The 14,940-nt window shown below is 69.9% G+C and carries 9 protein-coding genes; 4 read left to right on the forward strand and 5 right to left on the reverse strand.

Annotated elements, in window-relative coordinates; all coding sequences use genetic code 11:
• Positions 1-13: 13 nt before the first annotated feature.
• Together ACIPVN_RS05290 and gdhA are read left to right on the forward strand one after the other, a co-directional pair.
• Positions 14-2,710, forward strand: coding sequence for a phosphoenolpyruvate carboxylase (locus ACIPVN_RS05290; RefSeq protein WP_400440406.1), 2,697 nt, complete (start codon positions 14-16; stop codon positions 2,708-2,710).
• Positions 2,711-2,850: 140 nt separating this feature from the next.
• On the forward strand, positions 2,851-4,221 hold the full coding sequence (gdhA, locus tag ACIPVN_RS05295; protein ID WP_400440408.1) for an NADP-specific glutamate dehydrogenase: 1,371 nt from the start codon (positions 2,851-2,853) through the stop codon (positions 4,219-4,221).
• A gap of 64 nt (positions 4,222-4,285) precedes the next feature.
• Here the strand turns inward: gdhA and ACIPVN_RS05300 are convergent, their stop codons facing one another.
• The 5 genes from ACIPVN_RS05300 to mfd all read right to left on the reverse strand — a co-directional run bounded on the left by ACIPVN_RS05300 (position 4,286) and on the right by mfd (position 13,281).
• Complete coding sequence (locus tag ACIPVN_RS05300; protein WP_400440411.1) at positions 4,286-5,713, reverse strand: APC family permease; 1,428 nt, start codon at positions 5,711-5,713, stop codon at positions 4,286-4,288.
• A gap of 157 nt (positions 5,714-5,870) precedes the next feature.
• Positions 5,871-8,843, reverse strand: coding sequence for an aminotransferase (locus tag ACIPVN_RS05305; protein WP_400440414.1), 2,973 nt, complete (start codon positions 8,841-8,843; stop codon positions 5,871-5,873).
• A complete protein-coding gene (locus ACIPVN_RS05310; protein ID WP_400440417.1) occupies positions 8,806-9,417 on the reverse strand; it encodes a gamma carbonic anhydrase family protein in 612 nt (203 codons plus the stop codon). Before ACIPVN_RS05310 ends, ACIPVN_RS05305 begins: the two co-directional genes overlap by 38 nt.
• A gap of 56 nt (positions 9,418-9,473) precedes the next feature.
• A complete protein-coding gene (locus ACIPVN_RS05315) occupies positions 9,474-9,635 on the reverse strand; it encodes a hypothetical protein (RefSeq protein WP_400440420.1) in 162 nt (53 codons plus the stop codon).
• Between the two features lie 70 nt (positions 9,636-9,705).
• Complete coding sequence (gene mfd / locus ACIPVN_RS05320) at positions 9,706-13,281, reverse strand: transcription-repair coupling factor (protein ID WP_400440423.1); 3,576 nt, start codon at positions 13,279-13,281, stop codon at positions 9,706-9,708.
• An 80-nt stretch (positions 13,282-13,361) separates the two neighbouring features.
• On the opposite strand from mfd, the gene ACIPVN_RS05325 reads away from it, so the two are divergent.
• Positions 13,362-13,925: a GNAT family N-acetyltransferase gene (locus ACIPVN_RS05325; protein WP_400440426.1), complete on the forward strand. Its 564-nt coding sequence runs from the start codon at positions 13,362-13,364 to the stop codon at positions 13,923-13,925.
• A gap of 57 nt (positions 13,926-13,982) precedes the next feature.
• The gene (locus ACIPVN_RS05330) at positions 13,983-14,846 is read left to right on the forward strand and encodes an Fpg/Nei family DNA glycosylase (RefSeq protein ID WP_400440428.1); all 864 of its coding nucleotides are present in this window, start codon (positions 13,983-13,985) and stop codon (positions 14,844-14,846) included.
• The last annotated feature ends 94 nt before the right edge of the window (positions 14,847-14,940 follow it).

Consider the following 14,940-nt stretch of genomic DNA (forward strand, 5'->3'; position numbering starts at 1 on the left):
ATACGCTCGACGGGTGACCCCCGAACACGTCTTCACCGAGCCCACCAACACCGAAGCCATCCGCGTCATCGGGCGCTTCGAGGCAGGGCAGGGCATACCGGACGCGATGCGCTCCGATGTGCGCATGCTGGGCGGACTCCTCGGACAGGTGCTGCGCGAGGCGGGTGGCGACGACCTCTTCGACGATGTCGAGCGGCTGCGCCTCGCGACCATCCAGGCGTACGAGGACTCGACCTCGGATGCCTTCGAGCGGGCTTCGGCGATCGCCGAGTCGTTCACGATCGCCCGCGCCGACGAGGTCGCCCGCGCCTTCACCTGTTACTTCCATCTCGTGAATCTCGCGGAGGAGCACCAGCGCGTGCGCGTGCTCCGCGAGCGGGCGGGGCAGCCGGGCCGCGAGGACGCGGCCGACACCGTCGCGACCGCCTACGCGCGTCTGCGCACCGAGGTCGGCGACGAGGAGGCACGCCGCCGCCTGGCGGGTCTGCGCTTCCACCCCGTCTTCACAGCGCACCCGACCGAGGCGCGCCGCCGCGCCGTCTCGTCGAGCATCCGCCGACTCTCCGACCTGCTGACGCAGCACGATGCGGCGAGCGCGGGCGGCGCCGAGCAGCACCGCGCCCGCCGCCGCATGCTCGAGGAGATCGACACCCTGTGGCGCACCGCGCCGCTGCGCTCGCAGAAGCCGTCTCCGACGGACGAGGTGCGCACGGTCATGGGCGTCTTCGACGAGACGCTCTTCACGACGGTCCCCCACGTCTACCGCCGCATCGACGACGCCCTCCGCGGCGAGGAGTCCGGCGCGAGCGCGCCCGTCGTCCCGGCGTTCGTGCGCATCGGTTCGTGGGTCGGCGGCGACCGCGACGGCAACCCGTTCGTGACGGCATCCGTCACCCGTGAGGCCTCGCAGATCGCTTCGGACCACGTGCTCCGCGGCCTCGAGCGCGCCCTCGAGCGCATCGGCCGCACGCTCACACTCGACGCCGAGACCACGCCGCCCAGCGCCGAGGTCACCGCCCTGTGGAACGACTTCGCCGGTGCCGATGCGGATGCCGCGGCGGCCCTGGCCACGCGCTCCCCCGACGAACCGCACCGACGCGTGCTGCTGCTGCTCGCGCACCGGGTCGCGGCGACCCGCCAGGGCGACGGTGCGCAGCGCTATGGCACGCCCGAGGAACTGCTCGCCGATCTGCGCGCGGTGCAGGCGTCGCTGGCCGCCTCCGGCGCGCGCCGCCACGCCTTCGGCGGGGTGCAGCACCTCATCTGGCAGGTCGAGACCTACGGCTTCCACCTCACCGAACTCGAGGTGCGCCAGCACTCGCAGGTGCACGCCAAGGCCCTGGCCGAGCTGGAGTCGGACGAGCCGATCAGCGCCCAGACCGAAGAGGTGCTGGAGGTCTTCCGCGCGATCGCCGAGATCCAGCGCGACCGCGGCCTGCGCGCCGCCGGCCGCTACGTCGTCTCCTTCACCCAGGCCGCCTCGGATCTCGCGAACGTGCACCGTCTCGCCCGCCACGCGCTCGGAGACGATGCCCCGGTGCTCGACGTCGTGCCGCTGTTCGAGACCTTCGCCGACCTGCAGGCGGCCCCCGGCATCCTCGCCGAGGCCGTGACCTTCCCCGAGTTCCGGGCGCGCATGGCCGAGACGGGCAACCGCCTCGAGGTCATGCTCGGGTACTCCGACTCGTCGAAGGACGTCGGCCCGGTCGCCGCGAACCTCGCGCTCTACGAGGCGCAGGAGAAGATCGCGCAGTGGGCGCAGGACTCCGACATCGAGCTGACGCTGTTCCACGGCCGCGGCGGTGCCCTCGGGCGCGGTGGCGGACCCGCGAACTCGGCGATCCTCGCCCAGCCGCCGCACTCGGTCGACGGCCGCTTCAAGCTCACCGAGCAGGGCGAGGTCATCTTCGCCCGCTACGGCGAGCCGGCCATCGCGATGCGGCACATCGACCAGGTGGCCGCGGCCACGCTGCTCGCGTCCTCCCCGTCGGTCGAGGAGCGCACGAGCAGTGCCGCCGCCCGCTACGCCGAGGTGGCGGCCGTGATGGATCGCTCCTCGCGCGATCGCTTCTTCTCACTCGTGAAGGCCGACGGCTTCGCGCCCTGGTTCGCGACCGTGACCCCGATGGAGGAGATCGGTCTGCTCGCGCTGGGTTCGCGTCCCGCACGCCGCGGCCTCTCGGTGGAGTCGCTCGAAGACCTGCGTGCCATCCCGTGGGTGTTCGCCTGGACACAGGCCCGCATCAACCTCGCCGGATGGTTCGGTCTCGGCACCGCGCTCGAGGCTGTCGGAGACGAAGCCCTGCTCGCCGAGGCGTACCGCGAGTGGCCGCTGCTGCGCACGATGATCGACAACGTCGCGATGAGCCTCGCCAAGACCGACGAGCGCATCGCCCGCGAGTACCTCGCGCTCGGCGATCGCGACGACCTCGCCGCTCTCGTGCTCGACGAACTCGCTCTCACGCGCCAGTGGGTCATCCGCCTCACCGGTGGAGAAGGACTGCTCGAGAACAAGCCCGTACTGCAGCGCGCGGTGCAGCTGCGCAGCCCGTACGTCGACGCGCTCTCGCTGCTCCAGCTGCGCGCGTTGCGTGCGCTGCGCGCGCCGGCGGATGCCCAGGCGACGGGTTCCGGCGCCGATGCCGAGCAGCAGCGACTGCTGCTGCTGTCGGTCAGCGGCGTCGCGGCGGGCCTGCAGAACACCGGGTGACCTGCACGTCATCGTGGGGCGGTGCCGGGCGGGGTAGCGCGCGGAGGACGCGCGATAGAGTGAAACTTCTCGCCTGATCCGGCGAAGCCTCACGCGACACGATCGCCTGCACCACCTCCCCACCCCAGAAAGTCTTTCGCGTGTCCGCACTCTCCCCTGCCGCCTTCCACCCGCTCGACGCCGCCGTGCAGCCCGTGTTCGACACGGTCCTCGCCCGCAGCCCGCACGAACCCGAGTTCCACCAGGCGGTGCACGAGGTGCTGCAGTCGATCGCACCGGTGCTCGCCGCGCACCCCGAGTACGTCGACGGCGGCATCCTCGAGCGTCTCGTCGAACCGGAGCGGCAGATCCTCTTCCGCGTGCCGTGGGTCGACGACGCGGGCAAGCTGCAGGTCAACCGCGGCTACCGCATCCAGTTCTCGTCGGTGCTCGGGCCGTACAAGGGCGGTCTGCGCTTCCACCCCTCGGTCAACCTCTCGATCATCAAGTTCCTCGGATTCGAGCAGATCTTCAAGAACGCGCTCACCGGACAGGGCATCGGCGGAGGCAAGGGCGGCTCGGACTTCGATCCGCACGGTCGATCGAGCGCCGAAGTCATGCGCTTCTGCCAGTCGTTCATGAACGAGCTCTACCGCCACCTCGGCGAGCACACCGACGTGCCCGCGGGCGACATCGGGGTGGGGGGCCGCGAGATCGGCTATCTGTTCGGCCAGTACCGCAAGGTCACCAACCGTCACGAGTCGGGCATGTTCACCGGTAAGGGCACGGGCTGGGGCGGTGCCGAGGTACGCACCGAGGCCACCGGCTACGGCGCCGTCTTCTTCGCGCAGGAGATGCTCGCCGTGAAGGGCGACTCCTTCGAGGGCAAGCGCGTCGGCATCTCGGGCTCGGGCAACGTGGCGATCTACGCGATCCAGAAGGCCACCCAGCTCGGCGCCGTGCCGGTGACGGCATCCGATTCCTCCGGTTACGTGGTCGACGACGCCGGGATCGACGTCGATCTGCTGCGTCAGATCAAGGAGGTCGAGCGGGCCCGCATCGTCGAGTACGCGAACCGTCGCCCCAGCGCCCGCTTCGTCGAGGGGGGCAGCGTCTGGGAGGTGCCGGTCGACATCGCCGTGCCCTCGGCGACGCAGAACGAGGTCTCCCTCGCCGACGCTCAGGCACTCATCGCGAACGGCGTGCGTGCGGTCTCGGAGGGAGCGAACATGCCGTGCGTTCCCGAGGCGGTCGAGGCGTTCCAGAAGGCGGGCGTGCTCTTCGCCCCCGGCAAGGCGGCGAACGCCGGCGGCGTCGCCACGTCGGCTCTCGAGATGAGCCAGAACGCCTCCCGTCAGCGGTGGACCTTCGGCGACAGCGAGAACAAGCTGCGCGAGATCATGGCCGACATCCACCGGGCGTCCTTCGACGCGGCCGAGCGCTACGGCGTCGAGGGTGATTACGTGGCCGGCGCGAACATCGCCGGTTTCGAGCGCGTCGCTGCGGCGATGCTCGCGCAGGGCGTCATCTGACCCCTGCGGAAGGGCCGTCTCCCGTGATCCTCGGGAGACGGCCCTTCGTGCGTCGGGGCGCCGCTCAGCTCTCGTCGACCGGCACCTTCACGACCTTGTTGAACCCGGTGACCGCCTGGTTCTCGTCGAAGGCAGCGACCTTGCGGCGGAAGCCGCGCGTGATCACGAGCAGGTAGACGAACCCGATCGCCGTCCAGGTGAGGCCGCCGATGAGCGCGTCCTGGTGCAGGTTGACCCAGAGCAGCCCGGTGAGCAGCATGCCGATGGTCGGCATCACGATGAAGTTGAAGATGTCCGCCGGCGTCTCGCGGCGCCCCTTTCGGATGGCGAACCACGCGATCACCGAGATGTTCACGAAGGTGAAGGCGATCAGCGCACCGTAGTTGATCCACGCGGCGATGAGCTCGAGGGTGAAGGGGATCGCGAGCAGCGAGATGGCCCCGACGAGCACGATGTTGAACGTGGGCGTGTGAGTGCGCGGGTTGATGTAGCCGAAGGCCTTCTGCGGCAGCACGTTGTTGCGGCCCATCACGAGCAGCATGCGCGAGACGGAGGCGTGCGAGGCGAGCCCCGAGGCGAGCGTCGCGCAGAAGCCGGCGGCGGTCAGCACCGCCATGAAGACGTTGCCGCCGACGAGGTCGCCGATGATCGGGAGCGTCGAGTCCTCGACGAACTGCATGTCGCCGCCGGGCGCGAACTCGTTCCAGTCCGGGAACCGCAACTGCGACACGTAGGAGGAGACGAGGAAGATGCCACCGCCGATGAGGACGGTGAGCAGGATCGCCTTCGGCATGACCTTCGGGTCCTTCGCCTCCTCGGCGTACATCGTGACCGCATCGAATCCGATGAACGAGAAGCAGACGATGGTCGCGCCGGTCAGCACGGCGGTGAAGGTGACGTCGTCGTGCAGGAACGCCCCGACCGAGAGGATGGTCGCCGCACCGTCGCCGCGCAGCAGCTGAGCGACCACGAGCACGACGAACACGATCATGACGACGATCGAGAAGATCAGCAGGATCACGTTCAGGTTCGAGGTGCCGCGCATGGTCATGTAGATGATGCTGGTGACGAGGATGCAGTACAGCACCACCCAGATCCAGCCCGGGATGTCGGGGAACATCGCCTCGAGGTAGCTCTTGACGATGAGGCAGTTGACCATCGGCAACAGCACGTAGTCGATCAGCGAGGTCCATCCGACCATGAACCCGAGGTTCGGGTGGATCGACTCGCGCACATAGGTGTACGCGGATCCGGCGCTCGGGATGGCGCCGGCGATCTTTCCGTAGCTGATGGCGGTGAACACCATGACGACGAGGGCGACGAGGTAGGCGGCGGGAACCACGTCGTTCGTATCGCGCGCGACCATGCCGAACGTGTCGAAGACCACGGTGGGTGTCATGTACCCGAGCCCCAGACCGACGATGGCCCACAGACCGAGATTCCGTTTGAGCGTTGCGCCCCCCTGGGCGAGCGGCTTCGTCTTCAGTGCCATGGGTACTCCTCGTTGGAACAGCGCCAGGCGCCGGACTCGGGTCGTCCGACGTGTGAGGAACAGTATGGAGCACAGGTATTCCTCAGCGCGACCCTAATTTCGATTCGAAATGCGCATTTAACATAACGAAAATACGCGCGATTCGAAGATCGCGAGATCACCAGCCATCGCGCAGCACCCGCCCCAGCATCGCGACGACGTGATCGGCGCTCTCCGCCGTCAGGCACAGCGGCGGCTTGATCTTCAGTACGTTCGATCGTTCCGATGTCGTCAGCACCACGACCCCGAGTTCGCGCATCCGTTCGCAGATCGCCGCGGCCTCGGCATCCGCGGGCTCCATCGTCGCGCGGTCGCGCACGAGCTCGACCCCGAGATACAGCCCGGCGCCGTGCACGACGGCCACCAGCGGATGCTCGTCGCCGAGCGCCCGCAGACCGTCGGCCAGCCGTGCGCCGATGTTCTCGGCGTTGCGCTGGAGGTCGTCCTCGACCATCGTGTCGAGCACGGCGAGTCCGACGCGGCAGCTCAGCGTGCTGCCACCGGCCGACGAGAAGAACTGCCCCTGTGTGGCGAGGGCGTCCGCGATGCGCTTCGAGGTGATCACTCCGCCGATCGGGAAGCCGTTTCCCATGGGCTTGGCGATCGTCACGATGTCGGGCGCGACGCCCGCCCGCTCGAAGCCCCAGAACGTCGACCCCAGGCGGCCGAAGCCCACCTGCACCTCGTCGGCGATGCACAGACCGCCCGCGGCGCGGACGCGTTCGTAGGCACCCGCGAGATACCCCTCGGGAAGGAGCACTCCCCCGGCGTTGCCGAGAACCGACTCGCACAGAAAAGCGGCGACATCGCGTCCGTCCCTCTCGAGGGCGACGAGATCGTCCGAGAGATCCTCGAGATACCGCCCGGCCGTATCGTCGCCGCGATACGTGCCGCGGAACCGATTGGGCACGTCGGCGACGTGCACCCAGTCGGGTCGCGTCTCGAGCGCGAACGGGTTGTCGTAGGCGCTCGTGGTCACCGCGTCGCTCGCCATCGTCCACCCGTGATACGCCTCGCGCAACGCCACGATCGTGCGCCGCCCGGTCGCCGCCTGCGCGAGCCGGATCGCGAGGTCGACCGCCTCCGAGCCGCTGTTGACGAGCAGCACGGTGTCGAGACCGCTCCCCTCCGGCATCAGCGCCAGCAGGCGCTCGCTGTACTCCGCGAGCTCGCGGAACAGGAACCGCGAGTTCGTGCCGAGAGTGCGCAGCTGCCGATCGGCCGCGTCGGCGACCCGCGGGTGGCCGTGCCCGAGGCCGGCGACGTTGTTGACCATGTCGATGTAGGCGCGACCGGTCGTGTCGACCAGGTGATGACGCCAGCCCCGCTCGACCTGCGGCGGATGCGCGTAGTACCGCTCCTGGGCGCCGGCGAAGATGCGTTCGCGCCGCGCGAGCTCCTCGATGGACTCGTCGTGCTGAGCGAGCGACGGCACACCCAGCAGCGGCGCGGGATCTGCCGTGAGTCGTCGCCAGGCCGGCACCCGCTCCGGCTCGACCAGCGCGGCGCCGGGAGCTCGCGGGGGCCGCTCGGGCGCATCCGAACGCCGCAGGCCGAGCGTGAGCACGCGGTCGACGTCGGATGCCGGAAGCCACCCCACCATGTCGCCCGCCGACACGTGCAGCCCTGCGCGGTCGTCGATCTCCACACCGCGCAGGTCGAGGACCCAGCCGTCGCCGAGGACGATGCGCGGCTCCTCGCGGCTCGCCCGCAGCGCGCCGTCGACGGGACTCGTCACGCGCATCCGGGGACCGGCCCCGAGGTGGATCTCGGTGTGCACGGGCCAGGTCGGCGCGGCATCGGCGACGTCCACCCGCGTACGGGTCAGGCGGAACACCCCGTAGGGCATCAGCGCCGCCGAGGCTCCGGTCGCCAGGGCTGCCTCGACCAGGGCCGACTCGGCATCCTCTCGCTGCCAGCGTCCGGCGTCGAGGGCGACGGACTCGACGCCCGGATCGACCATCTCGACGTCGCCGATGAACTCGGGGAGCAGCGCGGTGAGCGGCGCGACCTCGACCCGGCCGGAGAACTGCGGGGCCCCGACGCCGAGGCGTGCGAGCACGTGCTCGCAGGCCTCTGCGAGAGGCAGGAGGGTCGCCGCGTCGAAGATCGCCTGCTCCCCCGCGATCCGTTCGCGGGCGTAGTCGTTGTCGCCGTCGATCTCGAGCTGCCGCCATCCGCTGGCGACGAGGAGCGCGGCGCGCAGCACCACGAGCGGCCAGACCGCGCGGGCCTCCGCATCGCTCAGCGGGGCGTCGGCGTGGAAGGCGGCGATCGTGTCGAGCACCCGCAGCGGGCGATCCGGTTCGTGGTGCAGCATCGACGACACGCACACCGCGAGCTCGGCCACACGCCACCCGAGAGCCAGGTCGCCGAGGTCGAGCACGGTGTGGGGGTGCAGGCGGGAGTCGGCTCCTCGCCGCCCCATGACGTTGTCGTCCGTGAGATCGCCGTGGATCGGTTGGACGGGCAGATCACCCTCGACCGGGGTGAGCGCCTTCCGGGCTTCTTCGGACGCGGCGAGCACGCGCCTGCGCAGCGCGTCATCGGTGATCGCGTCCGACAGGTGCGCCGTCTCGTCGAAGGCCACGCGCATGTCCCACATGTGCGGGCGGTCGAGCCCCGGGTGCCGGAGGGACGCGAGAGCATTCACGGATGCTGCCGCGAGCGCTCCGAACTCGGCGAGCACGACCGGGGCGAGATACCCGGCGTCGACGAGCTCCTCCCCGACGGCGAACTCGCTGCGCCGCACGGCGAAGCCGCGCCAGCGTTGGGTCAGCGAACCGTCGAGGCCCGGAAGCACGGCCGGCACCGCCACGCCGGCCGCCCGGTACGCATCGAGCGCCGCATGCTGGGCGGCGCGCGCCTCGTCACCGAACACCGGGTTGTCGATGCGGAGGACGCTGCGCGAACCGTCGGACTCCGTGAGCAGGAAGTTGCGATCCTGATTGCTGCCGAGCTCGCGCGCGACGACATCGGCACCGTAGAGATCGCGAGCGATCCGGACGGCGTCGCCCGCGTCGACATCCGGCCGGACGAGTCCCGCCCCGCCCTCAGCCACGGTGGTCGCCGAGCGGGAGGTCGCCGGCATGCCGCGCGAGGGACGAGCCGAAGCGCTCGGTGAGCTGCACCATCAGATCGGGGGTGTCTCGATCGACACCGAACACGTGCCCGGGAAAGTCGAGATCGGGCTGGGCCGCGGCGATCTCGGCATCACGATCCGGCGAGAACAGCTGCAGCGGATCCCCCACCGCCACCCAGCCGATCGGAACGACCGTGCCTTCGGGAACGCGCGCACGTCGCTGAACGATCGCGTTCACGCGCACCTCGCTGCGGGCGCCCACGATCGCACCGTTGAAGATCCGCGCACCCGAGGCGAGGAACACCTCGTCGCCCACCGTGGCGCCGGCGATGCTCGTGAGCGTGCCGACGAGGGAGTGATCACCGATATGCACCGCGTTCGCCGCGGTCGCCCGGATGAGGGCGTTCTCCATCACGATCACGTGCGCACCGAGCGTGATCGGCCCGCCCTCGGCCGTGATCACGGCGCCGTGCAGCACCTGACAGCCCGCCCCGATCTCGACATCGCCGGAGACGACCGCGGTGGGAGCGATGACGGCGGTGTCGTGGATCCGGGGCCGAGCCCCGAGGTGCTCGTACAACATGCTCACAGCGTAGTGGTGCGGGAGCGAGCGGCGGGAGGCCTCTCCCGGGGGCGGGCTTACTCCTTGGTCGCCGCGGCGCGGCGCAGCATGCCGATCACGAGGGTCGCGAGGAACAGCACGACGCCCAGGACGGCGAGCCAGATGAGGCCCTTGACCACGAAGCCGAAGACGGCGAGGCCGGCCCACACGATGAGCAGGATGATCAGAAGTGTCCACATGCCGCCAGCATCCGCCGCATCTCCCCGGCGCCGCACCCCGTTGACGCGCGGTCGATGCTGGTCTAACGGGCTACTCCGCCTTCACCGGCTCGGGGAAGATCGCGGTGAACAACTGCCCCACCCACTCGAGCAGCTCGGCGTCCGGGAGCGGTTCGAGCCCGACGCCGACCGCGGCCGGCACCGTCGGCATCGGCACCACGAGCGCCTCACCACCGGAGACCAGCTTGGCCTTCGGGTAGAGGCGCTGCAGGCGCACCTTGATCGAGTCCTCGAGGCGAGCCGGCGCGATGCGCAGGTTCGAGCCCATCACGACGACGTCCGTGAGCCCGACGCGTGCCGCCCGACGCCGCAGGCGCGCGATCGCGATGAGTCCCTCGACCTCGGCGGGGGGCGTGCCGTAGCGATCGGTGAGCTCGTCGATGACGAGGTCGATCGCGTCGTCCTTCGCCGTCGCGATCGACGCCGCCGACAGCTTCTGATACGCCTCGAGCCGCAGGCGCTCGCTGTCGATGTAGTACTCGGGGATGCGCGCGTCGAGCGGCAGTTCGAGGCGCAGCTCCTGACCGGACTCGACCTCCTCGCCGCGGAACGTCGACACCGCCTCGCCGATCATGCGCAGGTACAGGTCGAAGCCGACGCCGGCGATGTGCCCGGCCTGCTCGCCGCCGAGCAGGTTGCCCGCACCGCGCAGCTCGAGATCCTTGAGCGCGACCTGCATGCCCGAACCGAGGTCGTTGTTGACCGCGATGGTCTGCAGCCGGTCGGCCGCCGTCTCGCTGAGCGGCTTCATCTCGTCGTAGAGGAAGTACGCGTAGGCGCGTTCGCGGCCGCGGCCCACGCGGCCGCGCAGCTGATGCAGCTGGCTCAGACCGTACTTGTCGGCACGGTCGATGATGATCGTGTTCGCGTTCGAGATATCGAGACCGGTCTCGATGATCGTCGTCGAGACGAGCACGTCGAACTTGCGCTCCCAGAAGTCGTCGACGACCTGCTCCAGCGCATGCTCGCCCATCTGCCCGTGCGCGACCGCGATACGCGCCTCGGGTACGAGCTCGGCGAGCTCGGCGGCGACGCGCTGGATCGACTGCACCCGGTTGTGCACGAAGAACACCTGGCCCTCGCGCAGGATCTCGCGGCGGATCGCGGCGGCCATCTGCTTGTCGCTGCGCGGGCCGACGAACGAGAGGATCGGATGCCGGTCCTCCGGCGGCGTGGCGAGCGTGGACATCTCGCGGATCCCGGTGACCGCCATCTCGAGCGTGCGCGGGATCGGGGTGGCGCTCATGGCGAGGATGTCGACGTTCGTCTTCATCTTCTTGAGCGCATCCTTGTGCTCGACGCCGAACCGCTGCTCCTCGTCGATGATCATCAGACCGAGGTCCTTGAACATCACCTGGTCGGTGAGGATGCGGTGCGTGCCGATGACCATGTCGACCGTGCCGTCGAGCAGGCCCTGCAGCGTCAGGCGAGCCTCCTTGTCGGTCTGGAATCGTGAGAGCGGGCGCACCTTCACGGGGAAACCGGCGAAGCGCTCGGTGAACGTCTCGAGGTGCTGCTTCACCAGCAGCGTCGTCGGCACGAGCATCGCGACCTGCTTGCCGTCCTGGATCGCCTTGAACGCAGCGCGCACGGCCACCTCGGTCTTGCCGAAGCCGACGTCGCCCGAGAGCAGGCGGTCCATCGGGATCGGCCGCTCCATGTCGGCCTTGATCTCGTCGATCGTCTGCAGCTGGTCGGCCGTCTCGGCGAAGGGGAACGCCTCCTCGAGCTCCCGCTGCCAGGGGGTGTCGGGGCCGAAGGCATACCCCTTGGCGCTCATGCGCGCCGAATAGAGCTTGACGAGCTCGACGGCGATGTCGCGCACGGCCTTGCGCGCCTTGCCCTTGGCCTGAGACCAGTCGCTGCCGCCCATCTTCGACAGGGTCGGCCCCTCGCCGCCCACGTACTTCGAGAGCAGGTCGAGCTGATCGGTGGGCACGTAGAGCTTGTCGCCCGGGTATCCGCGCTTCGACGGTGCGTACTCGAGCACGAGGTAGTCGCGCACCGACTTCGTGGCGTTGCGTCCCCCGGTCGACACCTCGCGCTGGGTCATCTCGACGAAGCGTCCGATGCCGTGGGTGTTGTGCACCACGAAGTCGCCCGGCTTGAGCTGCAGCGGGTCGACGACGTTCTTGCGGCGGGAGGCGAGCTTCTTGACCACACGCTGGTCGCCGCCGATCGTGCGACCGTAGAACTCGTTGTCGGTGAGTACGGCGAGCTTCGCCTCGGGCACCTGGAATCCGGCCTCGACCGAGCCGGTGAGCAGGGTCGCGACGCCGGGCTCGGGAGCCTCGGTCAGCTCGGCGACGATGCGCGCCGCGATGCCGCGATCGGCCAGCACATCTCGGGCACGGTCGACGAGTCCCGAGCCGGTGGCGATGACCACGACACGCCAGCCCTCGGAGATGCGCCCGGCGACGAAGGAGATCGCCCCGTCGACGTTGCCGTGGAACGAGGGGATCACGGTGGCGTCGAGGTTCGCCGCTTCGGCGTCGTCCTCGCCGAGGCCCGCGCCGAAGGGGCTGAGCCGCCACCACACGCCCCCGCGGTCGCGCACGACCTCACGCAGCTGCGCGATCGTGAGGAAATCGCCCGCCCCCAGGTCGATGGGCGCGGAGGCTCCCGAAGTCGCGGCGCTCCATGCCGCATCGAGGAACTCGCGGTTCGTCTCACCGAGGGTGATGGCTCGGGCGCTCGAACGCTCGGGATCGACCACGGCGGTGGCCGCCCCCGCGGGGAGGTACTCGGCGAGCGAGGAGAGGGGACCCGCGACCGCAGGCAGAAGCGACTCCATGCCCTCGACCGGGATGCCCTCGGCCATCTTCTCGAGCATGCCCGCGATCGCCGGGAAGCCGCCGATCAGCGCACGCGCGCGGTCGCGCACGTCATCGGTGAGCAGCAGCTCGCGGCTGGGCGGCAGGTCGACGGAGCCGACGTCGCCGGGGAGGGAGCGCTGGTCGGCGACCGAGAAGGCGCGGATCTGATCGATCTCGTCGCCGAAGAACTCGACGCGGAACGGATGCTCGGAGATCGCCGGGAACACGTCGAGGATGCCGCCGCGCACCGCGAATTCTCCGCGACGAGAGACCATGTCGACGCGCGAGTAGGCGCGCTCGACGAGACGGGCGGCGACGGTGTCGAGTTCGAGACCGCGACCGCCGACCGCGAGTTCGAGCGGAGCGATCTCGCCCAGATTGCCGGCGATCGGCTGCAGGGCCGCGCGCACGGAGGCGACGACGACGAGCGGACGGTCGCCGGACCACTCGCGAATGCGTCGCAGGGTTGCGAGGCGCTGACCGACCGTGTCGGGGCTCGGGCTGAGGCGCTCGTGGGGCAGGGTCTCCCAGGCCGGGAACGTGAGCACCTCGGCGTCGGGGATGTAGGAGCCGAGCGCCTGCGCCAGGCTCTCGGCGCGACGACCCGTGGGCACGACGGCGAGCAACGCCTGCGGATGCCCCGCTGCGGCGCGCTTGGCGAGGAGTCCCGCGAGGGCCGGAGCATCGAGCCCGTCGACGAGGCCGAGGTCGGCATCGGTCTGGGCCCAGCCGAGCGCTTCACGGTACAGAGACGCCTCTTCCAAGGCGCGCAGAATCCCTGGAACAGTCACCGGATAAGACTAGCCGCCGCCTCCGACATCGGCTCCGGCATCCGTCCGGTGCCGCCTGCGGGGGGAGATACCGTGGTGCGATGGAAACTGTGCGACTGCAGACCGAGCGCCTTGTGCTGGCGGCGCCGACCGACGCCGACATCGACGCCATCACGGCCGCGTGCCAGGACCCGGAGATCCCGCGCTGGACCACCGTGCCGTCGCCCTACTCGCGCGACGACGCCGCCGATTACGTGCGTCTGACCGGCGAGTGGTGGGCCGACGGGTCGCAGGCGGTGTGGGGCGTGCACGCGGGCGAGGAACTCGTGGGCTCGATCGGACTGCACCACATCACCCCGCACGACGCGGGCGGGCATGCCGAACTCGGCTACTGGATCGCGGCATCCGCCCGCGGTCGGGGATATCTCGTCGAGGCGGCCCGCTCCGTCATCGATTGGGGCTTCGACGAGTTGGGGCTCGCACGCCTCACCTGGCGTGCCGTGGTCGGGAACGTCCCCTCCGCCCGCGCGGCCCGCGCCCTCGGCTTCCGCTACGAGGGTCTCCAGCGCCAACTGCTCACCGGACCCCGCGGCCGCGACGACGGCTGGGTCGCGGGCCTTCTGCCCACCGACGACCGCACGCCGGTGACCTGGCCGGTGCTCTAACCCGTCTCCCCCGCGGAGGAGGGTGCCGATGTCGGCTGCCGGTGGCAGGATGTTCGCATGCCCGAGATGCCGGAGGTGCAGGGGCTCGTCGACTTCCTGGGCGAGCGCGTCGTGGGGCGCACGTTCACGCGCACGAGCGTCGCGGCGATCGCCGCGCTGAAGACCTACGACCCGCCCAACACCGCGCTGCACGGTGCCGTGATCAGCGGGGCCTCGCGGCGGGGCAAGTTCATCGTGCTCTCCTGCGGAGACGACCTGCATCTCGTCTTCCACCTCGCGAAGGCGGGCTGGCTGCGATGGTACGAGACCCTGCCCACGACGATCATCAAACCCGGTAAGACGCCGATCGCCCTGCGCGTCGCGCTCGACGACGGCAGCGGGTTCGACCTCACCGAGGCGGGTACGAAGAAGTCCCTCGCCGTGTACGTCGTGCGCGATCCCGCCGATGTGCCGGGCATCGCCCGTCTCGGCCCGGACCCCCTCGACGACGCCTTCACCCGCGATGTGTTCGCCGGTCTCCTCGACGGAAAGCGCACGCAGATCAAGGGCCTGCTGCGCGATCAGGCGTTGATCGCCGGCATCGGCAACGCGTACTCCGACGAGATCCTGCACGCCGCGCGCATGTCGCCCTACGCGATCGCCGCGACTCTCAACGACGCCGCGATCGACTCGCTGTTCTCGGCGATGCAGGCGACGCTGCGCGAGGCGCTCGCCGAAGCGTCCGGCAAGCCTCCGGCCGACCTGAAAGACGCGAAGCGCCGCGGGATGCAGGTGCATGCCCGTCGCGGCGAGACCTGCCCGGTCTGCGGCGACACCGTGCGCAGCGTCTTCTTCGCCGACCGCTCACTCGAGTACTGCCCGACCTGCCAGACGGGCGGGAAGGTGCTCGCCGACCGACGCCTGTCACGGCTGCTGAAATGAGCGGAGACGTCGCAGGATGACGGGGAATGAATTCAGCGCGGGCACGTTGAGTACACTCAGAACATCAACGTGCTCCGGGGTCGGTGGGAATCCG

This window comes from Microbacterium sp. NPDC090003, assembly GCF_044748385.1.
In the GTDB taxonomy this organism is placed as follows: Bacteria; Actinomycetota; Actinomycetes; order Actinomycetales; family Microbacteriaceae; genus Microbacterium.